Annotated in this window: 25 protein-coding genes; 18 read left to right on the forward strand and 7 right to left on the reverse strand. The window is 61.4% G+C overall.

Annotated features, from left to right (window positions below):
* Positions 1-232: 232 nt before the first annotated feature.
* The 8 genes from FHT79_RS15300 to deoA all read left to right on the forward strand — a co-directional run bounded on the left by FHT79_RS15300 (position 233) and on the right by deoA (position 8,306).
* The gene (locus FHT79_RS15300) at positions 233-1,225 is read left to right on the forward strand and encodes a BMP family ABC transporter substrate-binding protein (RefSeq protein WP_003544460.1); all 993 of its coding nucleotides are present in this window, start codon (positions 233-235) and stop codon (positions 1,223-1,225) included.
* Between the two features lie 88 nt (positions 1,226-1,313).
* Entirely contained in the window at positions 1,314-2,825 is a 1,512-nt protein-coding gene (locus FHT79_RS15305; RefSeq protein ID WP_048338302.1) for an ABC transporter ATP-binding protein, read from the forward strand.
* Positions 2,826-2,832: 7 nt separating this feature from the next.
* Positions 2,833-3,936: an ABC transporter permease gene (locus FHT79_RS15310; RefSeq protein ID WP_047617449.1), complete on the forward strand. Its 1,104-nt coding sequence runs from the start codon at positions 2,833-2,835 to the stop codon at positions 3,934-3,936.
* 10 nt (positions 3,937-3,946) lie between these two features.
* Positions 3,947-4,918 carry an ABC transporter permease gene (locus FHT79_RS15315; RefSeq protein WP_048338271.1) on the forward strand — a complete coding sequence of 324 codons (972 nt, stop codon included), beginning with the start codon at positions 3,947-3,949 and terminating at the stop codon, positions 4,916-4,918.
* Position 4,919: 1 nt separating this feature from the next.
* Entirely contained in the window at positions 4,920-5,309 is a 390-nt protein-coding gene (locus FHT79_RS15320; RefSeq protein ID WP_028757711.1) for a cytidine deaminase, read from the forward strand.
* Entirely contained in the window at positions 5,306-6,106 is an 801-nt protein-coding gene (locus FHT79_RS15325) for a purine-nucleoside phosphorylase (RefSeq protein WP_183903611.1), read from the forward strand. The genes FHT79_RS15320 and FHT79_RS15325 overlap by 4 nt, the downstream gene beginning before the upstream one ends.
* A gap of 114 nt (positions 6,107-6,220) precedes the next feature.
* The gene (deoC, locus tag FHT79_RS15330; RefSeq protein ID WP_097544460.1) at positions 6,221-6,997 is read left to right on the forward strand and encodes a deoxyribose-phosphate aldolase; all 777 of its coding nucleotides are present in this window, start codon (positions 6,221-6,223) and stop codon (positions 6,995-6,997) included.
* 1 nt (position 6,998) lies between these two features.
* A complete protein-coding gene (gene deoA, locus FHT79_RS15335) occupies positions 6,999-8,306 on the forward strand; it encodes a thymidine phosphorylase (RefSeq protein ID WP_183903613.1) in 1,308 nt (435 codons plus the stop codon).
* Between the two features lie 6 nt (positions 8,307-8,312).
* Here deoA and FHT79_RS15340 read toward each other — a convergent pair whose 3' ends face one another.
* From FHT79_RS15340 to FHT79_RS15370, 7 genes are all read right to left on the reverse strand, one after another.
* Positions 8,313-8,882: a TIGR02281 family clan AA aspartic protease gene (locus FHT79_RS15340; RefSeq protein ID WP_028756112.1), complete on the reverse strand. Its 570-nt coding sequence runs from the start codon at positions 8,880-8,882 to the stop codon at positions 8,313-8,315.
* Positions 8,883-9,009: 127 nt separating this feature from the next.
* Positions 9,010-9,639 (reverse strand): uracil phosphoribosyltransferase, encoded by a 630-nt coding sequence (gene upp, locus FHT79_RS15345; RefSeq protein ID WP_012759721.1) that lies wholly within the window; start codon positions 9,637-9,639, stop codon positions 9,010-9,012.
* Between the two features lie 93 nt (positions 9,640-9,732).
* Positions 9,733-10,701 carry an adenosine deaminase gene (locus tag FHT79_RS15350; RefSeq protein ID WP_028757044.1) on the reverse strand — a complete coding sequence of 323 codons (969 nt, stop codon included), beginning with the start codon at positions 10,699-10,701 and terminating at the stop codon, positions 9,733-9,735.
* On the reverse strand, positions 10,698-11,918 hold the full coding sequence (locus FHT79_RS15355) for a phosphopentomutase (RefSeq protein ID WP_047617463.1): 1,221 nt from the start codon (positions 11,916-11,918) through the stop codon (positions 10,698-10,700). Before FHT79_RS15355 ends, FHT79_RS15350 begins: the two co-directional genes overlap by 4 nt.
* Positions 11,919-12,079: 161 nt before the next feature.
* On the reverse strand, positions 12,080-12,661 hold the full coding sequence (locus FHT79_RS15360) for a TadE/TadG family type IV pilus assembly protein (protein WP_028756115.1): 582 nt from the start codon (positions 12,659-12,661) through the stop codon (positions 12,080-12,082).
* Positions 12,661-13,296 (reverse strand): TadE/TadG family type IV pilus assembly protein, encoded by a 636-nt coding sequence (locus tag FHT79_RS15365; RefSeq protein ID WP_047617464.1) that lies wholly within the window; start codon positions 13,294-13,296, stop codon positions 12,661-12,663. The genes FHT79_RS15360 and FHT79_RS15365 overlap by 1 nt, the downstream gene beginning before the upstream one ends.
* A 114-nt stretch (positions 13,297-13,410) precedes the next feature.
* Positions 13,411-13,821 (reverse strand): pilus assembly protein N-terminal domain-containing protein, encoded by a 411-nt coding sequence (locus tag FHT79_RS15370; RefSeq protein ID WP_028756117.1) that lies wholly within the window; start codon positions 13,819-13,821, stop codon positions 13,411-13,413.
* A gap of 379 nt (positions 13,822-14,200) precedes the next feature.
* On the opposite strand from FHT79_RS15370, the gene FHT79_RS15375 reads away from it, so the two are divergent.
* The 10 genes from FHT79_RS15375 (at position 14,201) to FHT79_RS15420 (ending at position 23,908) form a co-directional block, all read left to right on the forward strand.
* Complete coding sequence (locus FHT79_RS15375; RefSeq protein WP_047617466.1) at positions 14,201-14,386, forward strand: Flp family type IVb pilin; 186 nt, start codon at positions 14,201-14,203, stop codon at positions 14,384-14,386.
* Positions 14,387-14,510: 124 nt separating this feature from the next.
* On the forward strand, positions 14,511-15,023 hold the full coding sequence (locus FHT79_RS15380) for a prepilin peptidase (RefSeq protein ID WP_047617468.1): 513 nt from the start codon (positions 14,511-14,513) through the stop codon (positions 15,021-15,023).
* A 110-nt stretch (positions 15,024-15,133) separates the two neighbouring features.
* Positions 15,134-15,949, forward strand: a complete 816-nt coding sequence (cpaB, locus tag FHT79_RS15385) for a Flp pilus assembly protein CpaB (protein WP_047617469.1) — start codon at positions 15,134-15,136, stop codon at positions 15,947-15,949.
* Between the two features lie 12 nt (positions 15,950-15,961).
* Positions 15,962-17,461, forward strand: coding sequence for a type II and III secretion system protein family protein (locus FHT79_RS15390; RefSeq protein WP_028757051.1), 1,500 nt, complete (start codon positions 15,962-15,964; stop codon positions 17,459-17,461).
* The gene (locus FHT79_RS15395) at positions 17,458-18,216 is read left to right on the forward strand and encodes a CpaD family pilus assembly protein (RefSeq protein WP_132573863.1); all 759 of its coding nucleotides are present in this window, start codon (positions 17,458-17,460) and stop codon (positions 18,214-18,216) included. Before FHT79_RS15390 ends, FHT79_RS15395 begins: the two co-directional genes overlap by 4 nt.
* Before the next feature lie 14 nt (positions 18,217-18,230).
* Positions 18,231-19,508: a CpaE family protein gene (locus FHT79_RS15400; protein WP_028756123.1), complete on the forward strand. Its 1,278-nt coding sequence runs from the start codon at positions 18,231-18,233 to the stop codon at positions 19,506-19,508.
* Positions 19,509-19,590: 82 nt separating this feature from the next.
* Positions 19,591-21,066 (forward strand): CpaF family protein, encoded by a 1,476-nt coding sequence (locus tag FHT79_RS15405; protein WP_028756124.1) that lies wholly within the window; start codon positions 19,591-19,593, stop codon positions 21,064-21,066.
* Between the two features lie 7 nt (positions 21,067-21,073).
* Complete coding sequence (locus FHT79_RS15410; protein ID WP_047617475.1) at positions 21,074-22,081, forward strand: type II secretion system F family protein; 1,008 nt, start codon at positions 21,074-21,076, stop codon at positions 22,079-22,081.
* A gap of 15 nt (positions 22,082-22,096) precedes the next feature.
* A complete protein-coding gene (locus FHT79_RS15415; RefSeq protein WP_047617477.1) occupies positions 22,097-23,083 on the forward strand; it encodes a type II secretion system F family protein in 987 nt (328 codons plus the stop codon).
* 192 nt (positions 23,084-23,275) lie between these two features.
* Positions 23,276-23,908, forward strand: coding sequence for a LysE family translocator (locus FHT79_RS15420; protein WP_183903615.1), 633 nt, complete (start codon positions 23,276-23,278; stop codon positions 23,906-23,908).
* Positions 23,909-23,940 lie beyond the last annotated feature (32 nt).

The following is a 23,940-nucleotide window of genomic DNA, read 5'->3' on the forward strand; positions in this document are numbered from 1 at the left end:
CTAGAAAATCTGCATCCTGACGGAAAGAATGTCCAAAAATCAGCCCCGAAGAGCGGATTTTCGGCAATTGTTGCAAATCTTTACCAGCTGAAAAATTTCTGGTGAATTTTTCCGTGAGCCATGCAAGGATGCGCGCAGCCAGGCCTCCGGGGGGAGGTCGGTGGTTCCGCAGACATGCCCGGAAAGGGCTTGCGGGAGGACCCCTAACGAATAGCAACAACAGGGCTGCACAATGAAAAAATCCCTTCTCACTCTCTTTGCCGTGGCTGCCATGTCGACGACGGCGCTTGCCGCCGATGTCAAGCCGGCGCTGGTTTACGGCACCGGCGGGAAGTTCGATAAGTCCTTCAACGAGGCGGCCTACAACGGTGCCGAGAAGTTCAAGGCCGAGACCGGCATTGCCTATCGCGATTTCGAGCCGACGGGCGACACCCAGGGCGAGCAGGCCATCCGCAACTTCGCAAGCCGCGGCTTCAATCCGGTGGTTGCCGTTTCCTTCGCCTGGACGTCGGCCATCGAGAAGGTTGCAGCCGAATTCCCGGACACCAAGTTCATCATCGTTGACTCCGTCGTCGACAAGCCGAACGTCCGCTCGGTTGTCTACAAGGAAGAAGAAGGCTCCTACCTCGTCGGCGTTCTCGCCGGCATGGCGTCGAAGTCAGGCAAGGTCGGCTTCGTCGGCGGCATGGATATTCCGCTGATCCGCAAGTTCGAATGCGGCTACGAGCAGGGCGCACGCTCCGTCAAGGCCGATATCGAAGTCTTCCAGAACATGACCGGCACGACGGGCGCTGCCTGGAACGACCCGGTCCGCGGCGGCGAACTCACCAAGAACCAGATCGACCAGGGCGCTGACGTCGTCTATGCGGCAGCCGGTGCCACCGGTCTCGGCGTTCTGCAGACTGCGGCCGACAACAAGAAGCTGTCGATCGGCGTCGACTCCAACCAGAACTACCTGCATCCGGGCTCGGTCCTGACCTCGATGGTCAAGCGTGTCGACCTCGCCGTCTACAATGCCTACAACGACACCAAGAACGACAAGTTCACCGGCGGCGTTCAGGCGCTCGGCGTCAAGGAAGACGGTGTCGGCGCTGCGATCGACGAGCATAACAAGTCGCTGATCACGCCGGAAATGCAGGCTGCCGTCGACAAGGCCAAGGCCGACATCATCGCGGGAACCGTCAAGGTTCACGATTACACCTCGGACAACGCTTGCCCGAAGTGATCCGCGCCCGAATGTGATCGACGATTGAGATCGGGCGTATGGCGGAGGGGATTTTCGCCATACGCCCTTTTCTTATTTGGAGCCTGCAGTGACAGATAAGCCCGCTATCGAGCTTGTCGGCATCGACAAGAAGTTCGGTGCCGTCCACGCCAACAAGGACATCAACCTCACCGTTGCCAAGGGGACGATCCACGGCATTATCGGCGAAAACGGCGCCGGCAAATCGACCCTGATGTCGATCATCTACGGTTTCTACCATGCCGACAGCGGCGAGATCCGCGTCAACGGCAATCCCGTCACCATCCGCGACAGCCAGGCGGCGATCGCCACCGGCATCGGCATGGTGCACCAGCATTTCATGCTGGTCGATAATTTTACGGTGCTCGAAAACATCATGCTCGGCGCCGAAGGCGGCATGCTGCTGGCCAGAGGCGTCGCGTCGGCCCGGGCCGAGCTCAAGCGGCTGGAAACGGAATATGGCCTGGAGGTCGATCCCGATGCGCTGATCGAAGAGCTTCCGGTCGGCCTGCAGCAGCGTGTCGAAATCCTGAAAGCCATGTATCGCGGCGCCGAGATCCTGATCCTCGACGAGCCCACCGGCGTGCTGACGCCGGCGGAAGCCGATCATCTTTTCCGCATCCTCAAAGTGCTGCGCGACCAGGGCAAGACGATCATCCTCATCACCCACAAGCTGCGCGAGATCATGGCGATCACCGACACGGTCTCGGTCATGCGCCGCGGCGAAATGGTCGCCACCCGCAAGACGGCGGAGACGACGGTGGAAGAACTCGCCGAGCTGATGGTCGGCCGCCGCGTGCTGCTGCGCGTGCAGAAGGGCGAGGCGAACCCGGGAGCCGCCGTCCTGTCCGTCCGCAACCTGACGGTCAAGGACAATCGCGGCGTCACCATGGTCGACAACGTCTCCTTCGATGTGCGCGCCGGCGAAATCGTCGGCATCGCCGGTGTCGCCGGCAATGGCCAGTCCGAACTGCTGGAGGCGATTGCCGGCATCCGCAAGCCGACCTCCGGCGAAATTCTTCTCGACGGCAAGACGATCGACAAGGCCGATCCCGCCCGCCTGCGCGATCTCGGCCTCGCTCATATCCCCGAGGACCGCCACCATATGGGCCTGGTGCTGAAATTCGAGGAGTACGAAAATTCCGTACTCGGCTACCATCGCCGCCCGGGCTACAGCAAAGGTCCGCTGCTCGATCTCGAAGCGATCCGCAAGGATGCGATGGAGAAGATCGAGAAATACGACATCCGCCCGCCGAACCCGCGTCTGAAGACGGCGAATTTCTCCGGCGGCAACCAGCAGAAGATCGTTGTTGCCCGTGAGATCGAACGCGATCCGAAGATGCTGATCATCGGCCAGCCGACCCGCGGCGTCGATATCGGCGCCATCGAATTCATCCACCGCCGGATCATCGAAATGCGCGACGCGGGCAAGGCGATCCTGCTCGTCTCCGTCGAACTTGATGAAATCCGCGCCCTTTCGGACCGTATCCTTGTCATGTTTGCCGGCCATGTCGTCGGCGAGAAGACGCCCGATGCCGGTGAACAGACCCTCGGCCTGATGATGGCCGGCATTGCCGCGTGAGGCCTTTATGAGCACAGCTTCCGTTCCGCTACCAAACTGGATCAACTACGGCCTCATCCCGCTTTTGAACCTTATCGTCGCCTTCCTGATCTCCGGCTTCGTCGTCTGGCTGATCGGCGAGAGCCCGCTCGATGCGCTGTCGCTGCTGATCCAGGGCGCGCTCGGCAATGGCGAAGGCATCGGCTTCACGCTGTATTATGCGACGAGCTTCATCTTCACCGGCCTCTCCGTCGCGGTGGCGATCCACGCCGGCCTTTTCAACATCGGTTCCGAAGGCCAGGCCTATATCGGTGGCCTCGGCTGCGCGCTGGTGGCGCTTTCGCTCGATCGTTACGTGCCGTGGTATGTGACGATGCCGATCGCGGTCGTCGGCGCCGGCCTGTTCGGCGCAGCCTGGGCCTTCATTCCGGCCTTCCTGCAGGCAAAACGCGGCAGCCACATCGTCATCACGACGATCATGTTCAACTATATCGGCGCCGCACTGATGGTGTACCTCCTGGTGCATGTGCTGATCGTGCCGGGCAAAATGGCGCCGGAAACCCGGACCTTCCTCGACGGCGGCCAGTTGCCGAAGCTCGGCTGGGTCATGCAGCTGTTCGGCGCCAAGCTGGGGGCTGCCCCGTTCAATGTCTCCTTCATCATTGCGCTCGTCGTCAGCTATCTCGTCTGGCTGCTCGTCTGGCGCACCAAGCTCGGTTTCGAGATGCGCACGCTGGGCGTCAGCCCGACGGCTGCGGCCTATGCGGGTATCCCCTATGCCCGCACGGTCATCATCGCCATGCTGCTGTCCGGCGCGCTCGCCGGCATGATGGCGTTGAACCCCGTCATGGGCTCGTCGGCCCGCCTGCAGGTGGAATTCGTCGGCGGTGCCGGCTTCGTCGGCATTGCGGTCTCGCTGATGGGCCGCAACCATCCGCTCGGCATCATCATGGCAGCGATTCTCTTCGGCATCCTCTACCAGGGCGGTGACTGGATCTCCTTCGAAATGCCGAATATCACCCGCGAGATGATCCTCGTCATCCAGGGTCTGGTGATCCTTTTCGCCGGCGCGCTGGAATATATGTTCCGGCCGGCGATGGTGCGTCTCTACCAACAGTTCAAGCGCGGTTAAGGAGCGGGCGATGGATTATTACGACATATTCATTAGCGTCCTGAGCTCGACCATCCGCCTGTCGATCCCGCTGATCTTCACCGCTCTTGCCGGCCTGTTTTCGGAGCGCGCCGGTATCTTCGATATCGGCCTCGAGGGCAAGATGTTGGGCTCGGCCTTTGCCGCCGCCTGCGTTGCCTATCTCACCGATTCGGCCTGGCTTGGGCTTGGCGCCGGCGTTATCTGCTCGGTGGCGCTGAGCCTGGTGCATGGCTTTGCCTCGATCACCAACCGCGGCAACCAGATCGTCTCCGGTGTCGCGATCAACTTCTTCATCGCCGGCATCACCATCGTGCTCGGCCAGGCCTGGTTCGGCCAGGGCGGCCGCACGCCGCAGCTGTCGCCGGATTCACGCTTCGCGCCGATCATCCTGCCGGGCGCCGATGCCGCGCGCGACATACCGATCATCGGTCCGATCTATGCCAATGTCATTTCGGGCAACAATATCCTCACCTACCTCGCCTTTCTTGCCGTGCCCTTCTCCTGGTGGGTGCTTTACCGCACGCGTTTCGGCCTCAGGCTCCGCGCCGTCGGCGAAAACCCGGGTGCGGTCGATACGGCTGGTATCTCGGTCGCCTGGCTGCGGTACCGCGCCGTCATGTGTGCCGGCATTCTCTGCGGCTTTGCCGGCACCTATCTGGCAATCGCCCAGTCCGCCGCCTTCATCAAGGACATGTCGGCCGGCAAGGGCTACATTGCGCTCGCTGCTCTGGTCTTCGCCAAGTGGAAGCCGGTGCCGGTCATGTTTGCCTGCCTGCTTTTCGGCTTCCTCGATGCGCTGGCAAATTTCATGCAGGGAAAGCAGGTGCCGCTGATCGGGGAGGTGCCGGTTCAGGTCTTCCAGGCGCTGCCCTATGTCCTGACCTGCGTCCTGCTTGCCGGCTTTATCGGCGTCGCGACCCCGCCGAAGGCAGGTGGCGTGCCCTATACGAAGGAGCGTTGATATGTCTCACGATCTGTTCGAAGCCGCCCGCGGCGCCATGGCCTTTGCCCATGCGCCCTATTCGAAATTCCCGGTTGGTGCGGCGATCCGCGCCGAGGACGGCAAGGTCTATACCGGCGCCAACATCGAAAACCTCTCCTTTCCGCAAGGATGGTGCGCCGAGCCGACGGCGATCGGCGCCATGATCATGGGCGGCGCGAAGAAGATCGTCGAAATGGCGGTCATAGCCGAAAAACTGCCGCTCTGCCCGCCCTGTGGCGGCTGCCGCCAGAAGATCTCGGAATTTGCCTCGAAGGAGACGAGGATCTACCTCTGCGATGAGGCGGGCGTGAAGAAGACGATGACGATGGAAGAGCTTCTTCCCTTCAGCTTCGAGACCGAACTCGGATGAAGGCGACGGTCAGCCTGCTCGCCGCATTGCTTGGTGGGATCAAGCCGCGCCACGGCATCGTGCTCGGCTCCGGTCTCGGCTCTCTCGTCGGTGAGCTCGACGGCGCCGTGCGTGTTCCCTATCGTGACCTGCCGGGCTTTCCCGTCAGCGCCGTCTCCGGCCATGCTGGCGAAGTCGTCGCCGGCCGCCTCGGCGGCGTGCCCGTCGTCATGCTCTCAGGCCGCGTACATTATTACGAGAAGGGCGATGCCAACGCCATGCGCCTGCCGATCGAGGTGCTGAAGGCGCTCGGCGTCGAAGCGCTGATCCTGACCAATTCGGCGGGATCGCTGCGCGACGACATGCCGCCCGGTTCGGTCATGCAGATCACCGACCATATCAACTATTCCGGCATGAACCCGCTGATCGGTGAGGAAAGCGATCATCGTTTCGTCGGCATGACCAATGCCTATGATGCCGGCCTTGCCGCGGCGATGCAAAGGGCGGCGGCAAAGCTTAAAATCGACCTGGCGCAGGGTGTCTACATGTGGTTCTCCGGTCCCAGCTTCGAAACGCCGGCCGAAATCCGCATGGCGCGCATCCTTGGCGCCGATGCCGTTGGCATGTCGACGGTGCCCGAGGTGATCATCGCAAGAATGCTGGGCCTGAGGGTTGCCGCCGCCTCCGTCATCACCAACTATGGGGCAGGCATGACCGGCAATGAGCTCAGCCATGAGGAAACCAAGGACATGGCGCCCGTTGGCGGCGCCCGTCTCGCCGCCATACTGAAAGACATGATTGCGGCTGGAACAGGATGATTTTAGGCCGGGTCGGCCTAAAATCTGAATCCTGTTCTACATTATAGAGTTAGAGCATGATGTCATGAGAAAACCGCTCACACTTTTCGGCATCATGCTCGAGAGGAAGCGAAGATGAATAGCCATTCCAACCGGGAAACGGCGGCGGTCGCCCTTTCTCTCCTCGATCTCACCAATTTGAAGGATGATTGCACCGAGGCGCAGATCGACGCGCTCTGCGCCCGCGCGCAGACGCCCTACGGCAACAGCGCTGCAATCTGTATCTGGCCGCGGTTTGTCGCCCAGGCCCGCAATATCCTCGGCACCGGGCATGCCGTGCGTATCGCGACCGCCGTCAACCTCCCCTTCGGCGATATGGAAGTGGCCGATGTCGCCGCCGAAGCACGCGAGGCGATTGCCGATGGCGCCGATGAGATCGATCTGGTCATTCCCTACCGCAAGCTGCTCGCCGGCAACGAGAAGGCGGTGACCGACATGGTCAAGGCCGTGCGCGCCGAATGCGCCAACCCCGTTCTGCTGAAGGTCATCATCGAGACCGGCGAGCTGAAGGATGCGGCATTGATCCGCCGCGCCTCCGAACTCGCCATCGAAGCCGGCGCCGATTTCATCAAGACATCCACCGGCAAGGTTGCCGTCAACGCGACGCTCGAAGCCGCCGACATCATGATCCGCACTATTCGCGAAAGCGGCCGCAAGGTCGGCTTCAAGCCGGCCGGCGGCATCGGCTCGGTGGCCGATGCCGCACTCTATCTGAGCCTTGCCGAAACCATCATGACACCGGATTGGGCGATGCCGTCGACATTCCGCTTCGGCGCTTCCGATCTGCTCGACGATATCCTGGCGGTTCTGAGCGGAATCCCGTCGGCCTCTGTTGCGGCGTCGAGCTATTGAAATGATTCCGCAGGAAATCATCCGGCGTAAGCGCAATGGCGACGAACTCGACGCCGCCGATATCAGCGCCTTCATCGCGGCGCTCGCCGCCGGCCGACTGTCGGAAGGCCAGGTCGGCGCATTCGCCATGGCCGTCTGGTTCAAGGGCATGTCGCGGGCCGAAACCGTGGCTTTGACGCTGGCGATGGCCGATTCCGGCGACAGGCTGCAATGGGCCGATATCGATCGCCCGATCGCCGACAAACATTCGACCGGCGGCGTCGGCGACAATGTTTCGCTGATGCTGGCGCCGATCGCCGCCGCCTGCGGCCTGGCTGTTCCGATGATCTCCGGGCGTGGCCTCGGCCATACCGGCGGCACGCTGGATAAGCTCGAATCCATTCCCGGCTATATGATCACCCCGGATGCGGACCTGTTCCACAAGGTCGTGAAGGAGGCGGGATGCGCCATCATAGGCCAGACCGGCGCCTTGGCGCCGGCCGACGGCAGGCTCTATGCCGTGCGCGACGTGACTGCCACCGTCGATTCCATTCCCCTCATCACCGCCTCGATCCTCTCGAAGAAACTTGCGGCCGGGCTCGAGACGCTGGTGCTCGACGTCAAGGTCGGCAACGGCGCCTTCATGGTCGAGCGCGACCAGGCGGAGATCCTCGCGCATTCGCTGGTGGAGGTGGCCAATGGCGCAGGCGTGAAAACCTCGGCCCTGATCACCGATATGAACCAGCCGCTTGCCGATAGTGCCGGCAATGCGGTCGAAATGCGCAACTGCCTGGATTTCCTGGCGGGCCGAAAAAGCGACACACGACTTTCGACCGTCGTTCTTGCCTTCGCCGGCGAAATGCTGGTGAAATCCGGCATTGCCGCTTCGTCTGATGAAGCCGAGAGGATGGCGCGTCAGTCCCTGTCATCGGGCAAGGCGGCCGAGGTCTTCGCGCGCATGGTGTCCATGCTTGGCGGCCCGGCCGATCTCATCGAAAACCCCGATCGGTACCTGGCCAAAGCGCCTGTGGAAAAACCTGTCCCGGCCGCCCGGTCCGGCTGGCTTGCTGCCTGCGATGCGCGTGGTATCGGCGTCAGTGTCATCGATCTCGGCGGTGGTAGACGCCATCCGGCTGACCGGATCGATCATCGCGTCGGCTTCTCCGACCTCCTGCCGCTCGGAACCCGCGTGACCGCCGGCGAACCGATCGCTCTCGTTCATGCCGCCGACGAAGCCGCGGCGGAGAGGGCAGCTGCAGCACTTGCCGCGCACTACCGCATCACCGAGGACAGACCGGAGTTGACGCCGGTGATTGCCGGCCTGATCTGATGCGATTTACTGCTTGAGGCTGAGCGAACCGTCGGCGACGGAATAGGAGGCGAGCTTCTGCAGGAAGCTCATGCCGACCAGCGTCGTCGTCAGCGCATCGTCCTTGAGGACGAAGGCTTCGACATCGCGCACACGAATACCGCCGATTTCGATCCGGTCGAGCGTCACATGCGCGGCTTTCGTCTGGCCGTTCGCAGTGTTCACCCCATAGCGGAAATCGAGCTGGCTGGCGGTGAAGCCCAATCGGCGGGCGAGCGTCTCGTTGAGCGCCACATAGGTCGCACCGGTATCGATCAGGCCCTGCACCGGTTTGCCGTTCATCTTGAAGCTGCCGGTATAGTGGCCCTGCGCATCGGCCTGCAGGCGGATCGCATTGCTGCCGGAGACCGGCGCGGATGTTGCGGGCTTGTCGCTCTCGGTCGATAGGTAATTGGCAGACAATGCATCAGCAGGCTGCTGGCTGGAGCCTTCGAGGAAGGAAGGCACTTGTGTGGCGAGCACCGCGGCGATGCTGGCGAAAAGGACGGTACGCACGAGCATGAAACAGAAATCCTTCCTGTATAAACCCGGCTTCATGCAGGGCCTCATGCTCCAAGCTTGCTAAGCCTCAAGTGCTGACAAGTTGCTAATATCGATAATGAAAAGGCCCGGAATGAACCAGCCGGGCCGTAAAGTCTTTCGATTTGGTAAAGAAAGGCTGAAACTATTTGGTGCCGTACATGCGGTCGCCGGCATCGCCGAGGCCGGGCACGATGTAGCCCTTCTCGTTGAGATGACTGTCGATCGATGCGGTGAAGACCGGAACATCGGGATGGGCGGCGCGGAAGTTGCGGATGCCTTCCGGGGCGGCAAGCAGGCAGAGAAAGCGGATATTGTGAGCGCCGCGCTCCTTGAGCTTGTCGATTGCCGCAATCGAGGAATTGCCGGTTGCAAGCATCGGGTCGACGACGATGATCAGGCGTTCGGCCACGTCCTCCGGCGCCTTGAAGTAATATTCGACCGGCTGCAGCGTCTCATGGTCGCGGTAAACGCCGATATGCGAAACGCGGGCGGAAGGCACGAGATCGAGCATGCCTTCGAGCAGTCCGTTGCCGGCGCGCAGGATCGAGGCGAAGACCAGCTTCTTGCCCTCGAGGATCGGCGACTCCATCGTCTGCAGCGGCGTTTCGATCGTTTCCATCGTCAGTTCGAGATCGCGGGTCACCTCGTAACAGAGCAGCGTCGAGATTTCGCGCAACAACCGCCGGAAACTCCCCGTCGATGTCTCCTTGCGTCGCATGATGGTGAGCTTGTGCTGCACCAGCGGGTGATCGATGACCGTGACGCCGTCCATGGGGAAGCCTTTCATTCTTTCTATCGACTGTTTCTTTCACGGAAATCGGCCCGACTGCAAGAGTGGAGGCCAATCTTCCCCAGCCTCTCGTCCTTAAATCCGGGCAAGCAGGGCCTTGCGTGTCTCCTCGTCGACGAAGGCCGCTTCGATCGCCGTTTGCGTCATGCCGTTGATCTCGGCGTCGCTGAAGCCGAAGGCTCCGGCGGCAAGTTCGTATTCCCGCTCCAGCGAGGTATGGAAGAAGGGCGGATCGTCCGAGCTGATCGTCACCCTGACGCCTGCTTCCTTCAGCCGGCGCAGCGGATGGGAGGCGAAATCGGGAAAGACTCCGAGCGCGATATTCGAGCCCGGGCAGACCTCGAGCACGGTGCCGAGATCGGCAAGCCGCTTCACCAGATCGATATCCTCAACGGCGCGCACGCCATGGCCGATGCGCGAAGGACGCACCGCATCGAGCGCGTCGGTAACGCTGAACGCGCCGCAGACCTCACCGGCATGGATGGTCAGCCCCAGGCCGGCATCGCGGGCGATATCGAAGGCACGGGCGTAGTCGGCGACGCGCCCCATGCGCTCCTCGCCGGCAAGGTTGAAGCCTGTTATCAGAGGATTGCCGGCCTTAACAGCATATTCGGCAGCACCTATCACGCTCTCCGGGCCGAAATGCCGCTCGCCGGTGACGATCAGCCGGGCCTCGATGCCGCTCTTTTCCCTAGCCCGCCGGATGCCTTCGCAGATACCTGACATATAGGCGTCGGCCCCCAGTCCGATGCGCTTGCCGTGGTCGGGCGAAACGATGAGTTCGCTGTAGATCGTATTGATGCCGGCGAGTTCGTCGAGATAGGTCTCGGTTAGAAGCGCGTAGTCCTCTTCGGTTCTGTAGACCTCGGAAATCTTGTCATAACATACGAGGAAGCTTGCGAAATCATGCCAGACATAGGCCCCGTCGCGAAGCTCCGCGCTGATGTCGACGCCGTATTTCCGTGCCTGCGCCGCGGTCAGAGCTGGCGGCGCCGCACCCTCCAGATGGCAGTGCAGTTCGACCTTCTTCAAATGCGATGTCACAGAAAACTCCTTCCGTGCGGTCCGGTTGGAATGCCCAGATGCCGTGCGATACTCTCGCCAATATCGGCATAGCTGCGGCGCACGCCGATCGAGCGCGACCGGATGCCGGGGCCGTAGGCGATGACAGGCACGCGCTCGCGCGTATGGTCCGTGCCACGCCAGGTCGGATCGCAGCCATGATCGGCGGTGAGCACGACGAGATCGCCGGGCTTCAGTTTCTTATGGACTTCGGGCAAGCGCGCATCGAAAGCTTCGAGTGCCGCGGCATAGCCCGGCACATCGCGGCGATGGCCGTAGATCATGTCGAAATCGACGAAATTGGTGAAGACGAGATCGCCGTCCTCAGTCTCGTCGATGGCCGCGAGCGACGCATCCATCAGCGCCTCATTGCCGTTTGCCTTGATGACCCTGGAAATGCCCTGATGTGCGAAGATGTCACCGATCTTTCCCACAGCATGCACATGCCGGCCGTGTTCGATCAGCCGGTCGAGCAGTGTCGGCTCGGGCGGCAGCACGGAGAAGTCACGCCGGTTTCCGGTACGCTGGAAGGTAGAGGCGGACTGACCGATAAAGGGTCGGGCGATGACGCGGCCGATATTGTGGGAATCGAGCAGCCCCCGGGCCAAACGGCAAAACGCCAGCAGGCGATCGAGGCCGAAATGCTCCTCGTGCGCCGCGACCTGGAAGACCGAATCCGAGGACGTGTAGCAGATCGGCTTGCCGGTGCGGATATGGTCCTCGCCGAGCCGGGCGATGATCTCCGTTCCAGAGGAATGGCAATTACCGAGAATGCCGGGCACATCGGCCGCCATGCACAGCGCCTCGATGAATTCGGCAGGAAAGGCGTCGCCCTCCATCGGGAAATAACCCCAATCGAAACTGACAGGTGTTCCCGCGATCTCCCAATGGCCTGACGGCGTATCCTTGCCGCGGGAGATTTCGGTGGCGGCGCCATAAATGCCGTAGACCTTCTCCGGGATAGGCATGCCGGCCGGAAAACGGCCTGAGGCGGATCGCGCGATCTGCATGAGCCCGAGTTCCGACATATTGGGCAGGGAAAGCGGTCCTTCGCGCAAACCAGCGCGGTCTCCGGCTCCGGCAGCGCAGAACTCGGCGATATGGCCGAGCGTATCGGCGCCCTCGTCACCATAGGCCGCCGCATCCGGCGCCCCGCCGACGCCGAAGGAATCCAGAACGAAAAGAAAGGCACGCGCCATTTTACACCCGAAAGAGCCGATCGCCGCCCTCCGCAATATCGAAGGCGGTTGAGATCCAGCCATATAATGCTGGGGCCGGCTTGGCAAATTGCAGCGCCGCGCATCTGTTTCAGACGCGCAAAGGACGCTTCAACACTTCGCAGAGAAGAAGGGAAGGGCGGTCAGCAGTCGCCGCAGGGGATCGAGTCGCCTTGCCGCTGGCGATAGTAATAGCTGCGGCTGATGGTGATCGTGCGCATGCCGTCCGGCATGAAGTTCGGCGCGAACAGGAACATCGTATAGGGAATGCTAACCTCGGTGCGGACCAGGAAGCTGTTTGCCGTCTTCATGTCAGACGGCACGTTGCTCACTGTGGCGTTCTTGGCATAGGGCACAGTCCCGTCCTGGGCCCAGGACCAGAGCACTTTCGCATTGGCGCCGGCGTCGATGGTAATCCCGGTGATCTTCATCGTCAGCGTCGTCGCGCTGTAGGGCACGAAGATCGCGGTTGCGACCGATGGCATCTGCGCGAGCGCGCTCTTGGTGACGGACTGCTGCTGGGTGATGAGGTCGGCCACTGACCCCGCGGCGCGCGTCACACGCTTGCTGACGCTGAGGCCGATCGTGATTTCGAAAGCACCGATATAGAGCATGACGAGTACGGGAAAGAGGATCGCAAATTCGATCGCTCCCGCACCTTTACGGTCTCGGATGAGTCGCCGCGCCGTCAGTACGAGTCTGGTGAATGGGTTGCGCAGCGCCATTATGGATACTGCTCGTTCTGGAAGGCCGCGGTCGCGACGATCAGATATTGGCTGGGCATCGAACCGTCGGAGGGACGTATCGTGGTGATATAGGGCCTGACCAGATCCGTGATGATTTCCCAGCGGTAGTAGGCGCGCACCATGTTGATGGTGCCGGCGCCACCTGGCGCGTATTTCAAGGCAGCCGGGTTGATGTCGGCATATCTGTCGGTGGAAAGCTTGGGGATCGTCGTCGGAATGGCCGAGAAAGTGCTGAACGTCTGTACATCCAGATACAGCTTGCTCGGCGTGGCGACCTCGCTCGCCGAGCAGCTGATCAGGATCGAGATTTCATCGCAGAAAGCCTGGCGGAATTGCGCCTGGTTCATATCGGTCGTGCGGCCGAGATTGTAGGTGATCTGCCCGGTCCGCATCCGGCGGCTCATCGTATCGACGGCGTTGGACACGAGTTCCTCGGCGGCGAAGGCGACGAAGGTTTCGAGGATTGCGAAAATCACCAGAAAATAGGGAATGGCGAGCAGGGCGAATTCGATCGCCGCTGCGCCATCGCGCGAACGGGCGAGACCGCGAAACCATGAGAAACGGATTGGCGCGGAGACGCGCGCTTTATCCGTTTTCTGATCAATTACCGTCATTACCTGGATCCGAGCGACATTCTCCGTCCGCCACACTAGGAGCCGTTCGTTGATTTTCCGTTTCAACCTGACACGACGATTTTAACGAATGGTCGAAGAACTGAAGTAAACCGATCAGGGCGAGGCGGCGGCGGTGGTCGCTTGCTGTGCGTGCTGCTCGCAATTCGGCGTGCACGACAGCACGGAGCGCTCGGTCTGCCGATAGACGCGCACCGTATTGCCTTCGTCAATCGACACCAGGATGCGTTCGTCGAGGATCGCATTGCCGTCGGCATCGAGAAGGACCAGGTTGGTGGTGCCGAAGCTGCGTCCCGTCAGCACGATGGTCTTGGCGTCGGCGACGGTCGCATCGGCGACCTTGGCGTTGCCGACGATGACCTTGCTGACGGGGCGGTCGAGTTTCAATACGCGCGCGTGATCCATATAAACACGCAGCATGTCATCGTCTGCGGCCGCGGAAACTCCGGAAACACCGAAAACGGCGATCATGCCGGCAAAGAAAATGGTTTTGCCGCTCGATGACATTTGGTCCTCTTTCACGATCACAGCGCAATATCCGCATAGAATGGAAAAAAATGGTGAACGAAGCCTTAAGCCTGGCGCCCTGTTCCGAGATGAAGCGTATTGATCCGATTTGGCACGGGTTTAGAGTGATGCACGTCTGGGTTGGAGGTGGAATCTGCGCTATTTCCGGATGAACGCACCTGTTATTCCAGGAATATCATTAAATATTGAGGTAAGTGTGCAAGAAAATACTGACTCTACAAAGGCCCGTTGCCTCATTCGCATCTCGTTAACTCTTTTCCTTAAGCCGATGGAAACGGCCATTCGCTAGGTTGCAGTCATCCGATCAACGGCAACAGTTGGCGGACGTGCTGAACATCAACTGGAGTTAGGAGTTACCATGACCAAGCTTTTTAGCCGTTTTCTGAAGGACGAATCCGGCGCGACCGCAATCGAATACGGCCTGATCGCCGCTCTCATTTCCGTAGCGCTCATCACCGGCGCAACGAGCCTGGGCAACAGCATCAGCACCACGTTCAACAATCTCAGCACCAAGATGAATACCGGCGTTACGGCGTCGAACTAAGATAAAGGCCGTCGGGCGGCGACCAATAATACGGCCGGATTCGCTCTGGCCGATTTATCGAGTGGGCTCACAGGCTGAACGGCCGTGAGCCTTTTCGCATCAAGTCACGATCGGGGGTCTACGCATGATCGCAGCTGCAGTCTTCGTGATACTGCCACTCTGCCTCGCTATGGCCGCCTTCTCGGATCTGTTCACCATGACGATCCCGAACCGCGTATCTCTGATCCTCATTGTTTCCTTCTTCCTCCTTGCACCGCTCTCTGGCCTGGCCTTGGATGCGATCGGCATGCATCTTGCGGCCGCGGCCATCGTGTTTTGCGCCTGCTTCGCTCTTTTTGCATTCAATGTGATGGGCGGCGGCGACGCCAAACTGTTGAGCGCCACCGCTCTCTGGTTCGGTCTGAACCAATCCCTCGCCTTCCTGATGCTTGATGTCGCCGCCATCGGCGGCCTGATCACCTTGCTGATCTTGCTGGTGAGAGCGCAATCGAACACCATCCTGGCCATCGGCCTGCCGGTTCCGAATTCGGTCCTTCTCGCCAAGAAGATCCCCTACGGCATCGCGATCGCGATCGGCGGCTTCATGGCTTTTCCTTCGTCGCCGCTGTTCCTCGCCGCGTTGGAAAGCCTGAAATAACGGCATTTTAAATGCTCGTTAACTTAAAATGTAAGCGTTCCATTAACCATAATTATACCAATTGCTGAGCATTCTGCGGGGCGAACATATCGTGCCCTGAGGAATGATCGATGAAACCGGCCCGCCTTATAATCCTAGCTGTCGCCGTGGTGGCGGCCGGCCTTGCCGGCCTCTTGGCGATGCAGATGGCAGGCCGTGGTGGTGTCGTCACCCAGGTCCAGTCGGTCATCGAGAAGGAACCGACCGTCAACATCCTCGTCTCGAGCGCCAATCTGCCGGTCGGCGCAAGGCTGGATGAAAAGTCGATACACTGGATGGCCTGGCCGCAAGGCGGTGTCGTCCCGGGCCTCATCACCGAAGCCGACAAGCCGGATGCGATCAAGGATCTGCAGGGCGCCGTCGTGCGTCTTCCGATCTTCGAAGGCGAACCGATCCGGCCGGAAAAGGTTGCCGATTCCAACAGCCGCATCCTCTCCTCACTGTTGCCGGCCGGCAAGCGCGCCGTCGCGACCGAGATATCGGTGGCAACAGGGGCCGGCGGTTTCATCCTGCCGAACGACCGCGTCGACGTCATCATGGTCCGCAAGGGCGCTGAGGCCGACAAGCTCATCACCGAAACCGTGCTGAGCAATGTCCGCGTTCTCGCCATCGACCAGCAGATCCAGGAAAAGGACGACGGCTCGAAATCGGTGGTCGGCACCACCGCGACGCTCGAGCTCACGCCCGACCAGACGAAGGTTCTCGCCGTCGCCCAGCAGATGGCGGACCGGCTGTCGCTGGCGCTGCGCTCGGTCGCTGATGCGCAGGAGCAGGATACCAGTGCAGCCGACTATCTCCTGAGCGGCGACAACGGCAGTGCGATCATTCAGGTCATCAAATCAGGCGCCATCGTCACGGATGCCAGCGCAGCACCGAAGGCGGAGTAAAAGGACGTGGAAATGGGCAATTCAACGCGGCGCGGCGGACTTCTCCTGACAGGTTGCCTCTCGCTGGTAATCGGCGTCTCCGGTATAGTGCCGGCCTCGTTCGTTCCGGTTCTCGGGGCAGGCGAGGCGCGTGCCGATTCCGAAAGTCTGATCCGCATCTCGCAGACCGGCCCTGATGCCCATCGTCGGCTGAAGCTCGGGCTGAACAAGGCCGTCGTCGTCGATCTGCCGGAGGATGCGCACGATATCCTCGTATCCGATCCGACCATGGCCGATGCCGTGACCCGCACCTCGCGGCGAATCTACTTGTTCGGCAAGAAGGTCGGCCAAACCAATATCTTCGTCTTCGGCGCCGGCGGCCAGGAGATCGTCAATCTCGACATCGAGATCGAGCGCGACGTCTCCGGTCTCGAAGTCAATCTCCGCCGCTTCATTCCCGACTCCCGCATCAACGTCGAAATCGTCTCCGACAATATCGTGCTGACCGGCACCGTGCGCACGCCGCAGGATGCCACGCAGGCAGCCGATCTGGCGCAGGTCTTCCTGAAAGGCGGCGAGGCGACGACCAGAACCGAGACGGCATCCGGCACCGGCGGCGACAGCTCGGTGGCGCTCTTTGCCGAAGGCCGTCAGACCTCGCAGGTCGTCAATCTCTTGCAGATCGAGGGTGAGGATCAGGTCACCCTCAAGGTGACGATCGCCGAGGTTCGCCGCGAGGTGCTGAAGCAACTCGGCTTCGACAATCTGGTTTCCAGTTCTTCCGGAATGACCGTCGCCCAACTCGGCAGTCCGAGCGCCGACGTCGCGACATCGACGGTTGGAGGCGGCCTGGCGGCGCTCTTCAAGAGCTCGATCGGCAAATACGACATTTCGACCTACCTCAACGCGCTGGAGCAGGCCAAAGTCGTCAAGACGCTCGCCGAGCCGACGCTGACGGCGATATCGGGCCAGGCCGCAACCTTCAATTCCGGCGGCCAGCAGCTTTATTCGACGACCGACAGCGACGGCAACGTCACCGTCACGCCGTTCAACTACGGTATCAACCTGGCCTTCAAGCCGGTCGTGCTGTCCTCGGGACGAATCAGCCTGCAGATCAAGACCAATGTCTCCGAGCCGGTGGCCGGCAGCGGCAACGCCACTTACCAGCGCCGTTCGGCGGAGACTTCGGTGGAACTGCCGTCGGGCGGTTCGATCGCGCTGGCCGGCCTGATCCGCGACAATGTTTCTCAGACGATGGGCGGCACGCCCGGCGTCTCGAAGATCCCGCTGCTCGGGACGCTCTTCCGCCAGAAGGGTTTCGAGCGTCAGGAAACCGAGCTCGTCATCATCGCAACGCCCTATCTGGTGCGTCCGGTGGCACGCAATCAGCTCAACCGGCCGGACGACAATTTCAGCCCTGAGAATGACGGTGCGACCTTCTTCCTCAACCGTGTCAACAAGGTCTATGGCCGCCGCGAGGCGCCCGTCGCCGACGCGCAGTTCCACGGCTCGATCGGGTTCATCTACAAATGAGCGGGGCACGACCGGCAGCAATGGCAAAAAACAGAGATCAGGCGATGGCCCATATGAATTCGATGACACCCCGCCTCGGACTCTCGAAGGCGCTTCTGGCGGCAGCCGGCGTTTCGGTGGCGATCCTTTCCGGATGCGCCGGCCCCCATGACCAGCTGACAACAGGCGGCATCCCCGACGATTACCGCGCCCGTCACCCGATCATCGTGACGGAAGCGGAGCAGACGGTGGATATACCCGTCGCCTCGACCGATCGCCGCCTGACCATCGCGCAGCGCGACCTCATCCGCGGTTTTGCAGCAAACTACCGCATGCGCGCCTCAGGCCCGGTTTACGTGCTGTCGCCGCAAGGTTCGCCCAATTCGGCGGCGGCCTACCAGCTGCGCAACCAGGTCCGCGCCGAACTGGCCTCGAGGGGGATCGCAAGCTCGAAAATCGTCAACACCTCCTATGCCGCTGCCGGTTCAGGCGATGCGGCGCCGATCCGGCTGAGTTTTACCGGCACCACGGCGGTCACCACGCAATGCGGCCAGTGGCCGAAGGACATCTCGAGCGATCTGACCAACCAGAATTACTATAATTTCGGCTGCGCCTCGCAGAACAACCTTGCCGCCCAGATCGCCAATCCGGAGGATCTGGTGGCGCCCCGCGGCATGACCCCGATCGATGCGCAGCGGCGCAACAATGCCATCCAGGAATACCGGACGACGACGTCGACGATCGAAGATATCGCCGACAGCAACAGCGGCTTCTGAGGCGGAACGGGACGATGAGCGCGATCGAATACGAAATCAGGAATCCCAGCGAGCTTCGCATCGCCGATGAGGCGGTGCGCATGGCGGATCTGGAAAATATGCGGCCGCTGCCGCGTATCTCCGTCCACGCCTTCTGTGAGAGCGAGGCCCTGCAGCAGGTCATGGAACGCTGCGCCAATGATCGGCGCGTGGCGAAGGTCAGCATGCGCATCACCAGCGGCGGCATTGCCGCTGCCGCCAATATGTTTTCCGGCGCCCCGACCCCGAACCTCATCATCCTCGAGAGCAAGACCAATGCCGCAAACCTGCTCGGCGAACTCGCGCCGCTCGCTGCCGTCTGCGATCCGACGACCAAAGTCGTCATTATAGGTTATTACAACGATATCGGGCTTTATCGCGAGCTGATCCGCAACGGCATTTCCGAATACATGGTCCAGCCCGTCGCCATGCCTGATATCCTGGCGGCGATGGCCTCGATCTTCGTCGATCCGGAAGCCGAGCCGCTGGGCCGCAGCATCGCCTTCATTGGTTCGAAGGGTGGCACCGGCGCTTCGACCATCGCGCATAATTGCGCTTTCGGCATTTCCAATCTCTTCTCCACCGAGACGATCCTCGCTGATCTGGATCTGCCCTATGGCACGGCCAACATCGACTTCGACCAGGATCCGGCGCAGGGCATCGCGGAAGCGGTCTTCGCGCCTGATCGTCTCGACGAGGTCTTCCTCGATCGCCTGCTGACGAAATGTTCCCAGCATCTTTCCCTGCTTGCTGCACCCTCGCTGCTCGACCGCGCCTACGATTTTGACGGCCAGGCCTTCCAGCCGGTGCTCGATGTCCTGCAGCGCAGTGCGCCCGTTACCGTGCTCGATGTGCCGCATGCATGGTCGGAATGGACGCGGTCGGTGCTGTCGAGCGTCGACGAGGTGGTCATCACAGCGGTTCCCGATCTCGCCAACCTGCGCAACGCCAAGAACATGCTGGATGCGCTACGCAAGATGCGGCCAAACGACAAGCCGCCGCATCTCATCCTCAATCAGGTCGGCATGCCGAAACGTCCGGAGATTTCGCCGTCGGATTTCTGTGAACCGCTGGAGATCGATCCGATCGCGATCATCCCCTTCGACATCAATCTTTTCGGCAATGCCGCCAATAGCGGCCGGATGATCTCGGAAGTCGACCCGAAATCGCCGACGGCGGAAACCTTTTCGCAGATATCGCACATCGTCACCGGCCGTGTCGCGATCAAGAAGGCGAAGAAGGGCGGCCTGCTGGGCCTCCTGAAGCGCAAGTAGACAAAGAGCAATTCCAGCAACAGCGGTTTTGCGTCCGGAATTGCGTGAAGACAAAAAGATAGAGCAGATTGGATCGAGCGGTATGTTTGGAAAACGCGGAAACGAAGGTTTCGGAAAGGCCGGAGGGGCGATTGCTCCCCCGCCGCCGGCTCCGGCCGCCGTCCCCGCGGCCTCTTCACCCTCCGTTCTGGTCGAACCGTCGCGCGAGCCCGCTCGCCAGCAGGTGACGCCGCCGCCGATGCAGACGCCGCAGCGCAAGCGCCCCGTCCGCACCGATGAATATTACGACACCAAGGCGCAGGTCTTTTCCGCGCTGATCGATACGATCGATCTCTCGCAGCTTTCCAAGCTCGACGGCGAAAGCGCGCGCGAGGAAATCCGCGACATCGTCAACGACATCATCACCATCAAGAATTTCGCGATGTCGATCTCCGAGCAGGAAGAGCTGCTCGAGGATATCTGCAACGACGTGCTCGGCTACGGCCCGCTGGAGCCGTTGCTGGCGCGCGACGATATCGCCGATATCATGGTCAACGGCGCCGGCCAGACCTTCATCGAAGTCGGCGGCAAGACGATCGAATCGGAAATCCGCTTCCGCGACAATGCGCAGCTTCTCTCCATCTGCCAGCGCATCGTCAGCCAGGTCGGCCGCCGCGTCGACGAATCGAGCCCGATCTGCGACGCACGCCTGCCTGACGGTTCGCGCGTCAACGTCATCGCGCCGCCGCTGTCGATCGATGGACCGGCGCTCACCATCCGCAAGTTCAAGAAGGACAAGCTGACGCTCGATCAGCTCGTCCGTTTCGGCGCGATCACGCCGGAAGGCGCGACCGTGCTGCAGATCATCGGGCGCGTGCGCTGCAACGTCGTCATTTCGGGCGGCACCGGCTCGGGCAAGACGACGCTTCTGAACTGCCTCACCAATTATATCGACAGGGACGAGCGCGTCATCACATGCGAGGATACGGCTGAACTGCAGCTGCAGCAGCCGCATGTCGTCCGTCTCGAAACGCGCCCGCCAAATATCGAAGGCGAGGGCGAGATCACCATGCGCGATCTCGTCAAGAACTGCCTGCGCATGCGTCCCGAGCGTATCATCGTCGGCGAAGTGCGTGGACCAGAAGTTTTCGACCTCTTGCAGGCGATGAACACCGGTCACGACGGCTCGATGGGCACCATCCACGCCAATACGCCACGCGAATGCCTGAGCCGTATCGAATCGATGATCGCCATGGGCGGCTTCACCCTGCCGGCAAAGACGGTGCGCGAGATCATCTCCACCTCGGTCGACGTCGTCATCCAGGCGGCGCGCCTCCGCGACGGTTCGCGCCGCATCACCCAGATCACCGAGGTGATCGGCATGGAAGGCGACGTCATCATCACTCAGGACCTTATGCGCTACGAGATCGAAGGCGAGGATGCGGGCGGCCGCCTGATCGGCCGGCACATGTCGACCGGCGTCGGTAAGCCGCATTTCTGGGATCGCGCCCGCTACTTCAACGAGGAAAAGCGCCTTGCCGCCGCCCTCGACGCGATGGAAGCGAAAACGAAGGAATAGGCGAGATATGTTCGGGTTCGATCCGATAGTGCTGGCAATCGTCGTCCTCGCCGCCGTCTCCGCGGCGGCGGTCGCCTATACCCTGATGTTTTCCCGGATCGAGGCCGACAAGAAATCGGCAAGCCGTATCAACCGCGTCAAATCGGCCGAAAGCGACCGGGTCAAGGTCAAGGCTGCCCGCGATCGGGTACAGGAGCTGTCGAAGCGCCGCAAATCGGTGCAGGACAATCTGAAGGATCTGGAAAAGCGCCAGCACGAAAAGACCAAGAAAACCCTGTCGCTGAAATCCCGGCTGGTGCAGGCCGGCCTGTCGATCTCGGTGGCGAAATTCTATCTCTTCAGCGCCATCTTCGCCTGCGTGTTGCTGCTCGTGGCCCTGGTCGTCGGTGCTTCCTTGATGGTCATGGTCGGTATCGCCGTTGTCGCCGGTCTCGGCCTGCCGCGCTGGATCCTCGGTTTCCTGATCAAGCGCCGCCAGAACAAGTTTCTCAACGAGCTCCCCAATGCGCTTGACGTCATCACCCGCTCGATCAAATCGGGGCTGCCGCTCAACGATGCGATCCGTCTCATCGCAACCGAAGGCACAGAACCGGTCAAGAGCGAGTTCCTGCGGGTGATCGAGGCGCAGCAGGTGGGACTCAGCATCCCCGACGCCTGCGCCCGTATGACGACCCACATGCCGCTCCAGGAAGTCAACTTCTTCGCCATCGTCATCGCCATCCAGTCGCAGGCTGGCGGCAATCTGTCGGAAGCGATCGGCAACCTCTCCAAGGTGCTGCGTGAGCGCAGGAAGATGAAAGCCAAGGTCTCGGCGCTCTCGATGGAAGCCAAGGCGTCTGCCGTCATCATCGGCGCTCTGCCCTTCATCGTCGCGACTCTCGTCTACCTCACCTCGCCGAACTACATGATGATCCTTTTCACCGATCCGCGTGGCCATTTCATCATGGGCGTCTCTGCGATCTGGATGTCGATCGGTATCTTCGTCATGCGTAACATGGTCAATTTTGACATCTAGCCGGAAGGAAGCACCATGTCGCAGGATCTTGCCGCAACGCTGACCAATCCGAGCATGCTGATTGCGCTCTTCGTCGCGATCGCCGTCTTCGCCACCTTTTACACGATCGCCATTCCATTTTTCGAGCGCGGCGATCTCAACAAGCGCATGAAGGCCGTTTCGACCGAGCGCGAGCAGATCCGCGCCCGCGAACGCGCCCGCATGAACATGGAAACCGGCGCTGGCAAAGCCTCACTCAGGAGCCAGAACAACCGCTCGGTCCGCCAGATCGTCGAGCGTTTCAATCTGCGTAAGGCGCTCGTCGACGAGAATACCGTCAACAAGCTGCGCGCCGCCGGTCTCCGTTCGGAGAATGCGCTGAATACCTTCCTCGTGGCGCGTTTCCTGCTGCCCTTCCTCTTCTCGACGCTTGCCGCCGTCTGGGTCTTCGGCCTCGGCAATCTCGCCGGACGGGGCATGCCCATCCGCCTCTTTGCCGTCATCGGCATCGGTTATCTCGGTTTCTACGCGCCCAACATCTATATCTCGAACCGCATGGGCAAGCGCCAGCACTCGATCAAGCGCGCTTGGCCGGATGCGCTGGACCTGATGCTGATCTGCGTCGAATCCGGCATCTCGATCGAGGCCGCGATGCGGCGCGTGTCGGAAGAACTCGGCGAGCAGTCGCCGGCGCTCGCCGAGGAGATGGTGCTGACCACGGCCGAACTCTCCTTCCTGCCGGATCGCCGCGTGGCGCTCGAAAATCTTGCCACCCGCACCCAGATCGAGCTGGTACGCTCGGTAACTCAGGCGCTGATCCAGGCCGATCGCTACGGCACGCCGGTCGCGCAGGCGCTGCGCGTTCTCGCTCAGGAAGGACGCGATGAGCGCATGAACGAAGCGGAAAAGAAGGCGGCCGCCCTGCCGCCGAAACTGACGGTGCCGATGATTCTGTTCTTCCTGCCGGTGCTGATCGCCGTCATTCTCGGTCCGGCTGGCATCCAGGTGGCAGACAAGTTCTGACGGTTGAGCTGGAAACAGGCTACCGCTTTCGGCAGAAGGCGATGTGCATCAAGGACTATTGGTCTGATCCGCAGTCAGCCAACGCGCGTGACCGGCGCCGGCATAGCTGGTAAACGGGATGAGAGACTATCGCAGGCGCGGATGCAACCGCAGGCCCCCTGGCGCTCATTCAATCCAAAGGGAGGTTCTCTGATGTCTTCTGCAGGCATTTTCATCAGCATCATGGCAGCCTTGGTGGTCGGTGCGATGAGCCCCGGCCCGAGCTTCGTCGTCGTTTCCAGGATTGCCATCTCGCGCTCACGGCTGGATGGTCTCGCGGCGGCACTCGGCATGGGCGCCGGCGGCGTCGCTTTTGCCGTCCTGGCGCTTGCCGGCCTGACGGCGCTGCTGTCGCAATTCGAATGGCTCTATGTCCTGCTGAAGGTCGCTGGCGGCGCCTATCTCGTCTATATCGCCGTCAATATCTGGAGGAGTGCCGGTCAGCCGCTCGAGATCTCCGATGCCGCCAACGGCAATCGCGCGCCCAAGCGCAGCTTCGTGACCGCGCTGCTGACCCAGATCAGCAACCCGAAGACCATTATCGTCTATGCCAGCATCTTTGCCGCACTTCTGCCGAGGACGGTTCCGTTCAGTCTCATTGTGGCGCTGCCACTCGGTGTCTTCGCCGTGGAGGCGGGCTGGTATTCGATCGTGGCTCTCGCCTTTTCGGCACGCCACCCGCGGCGGCTCTATCTTGCCGCCAAGCACTGGATCGACCGCACGGCAGGTGCCGTCATGGCCGGCCTCGGCCTACGGCTCATTCTTGCGGGCGTGAGTGATCGGTAGGATGTCGCGCGATTGACTTCGGACACTCTCAA

Source organism: Rhizobium sp. BK212 (assembly GCF_014197475.1).
Lineage (GTDB): Bacteria > Pseudomonadota > Alphaproteobacteria > Rhizobiales > Rhizobiaceae > Rhizobium > Rhizobium anhuiense.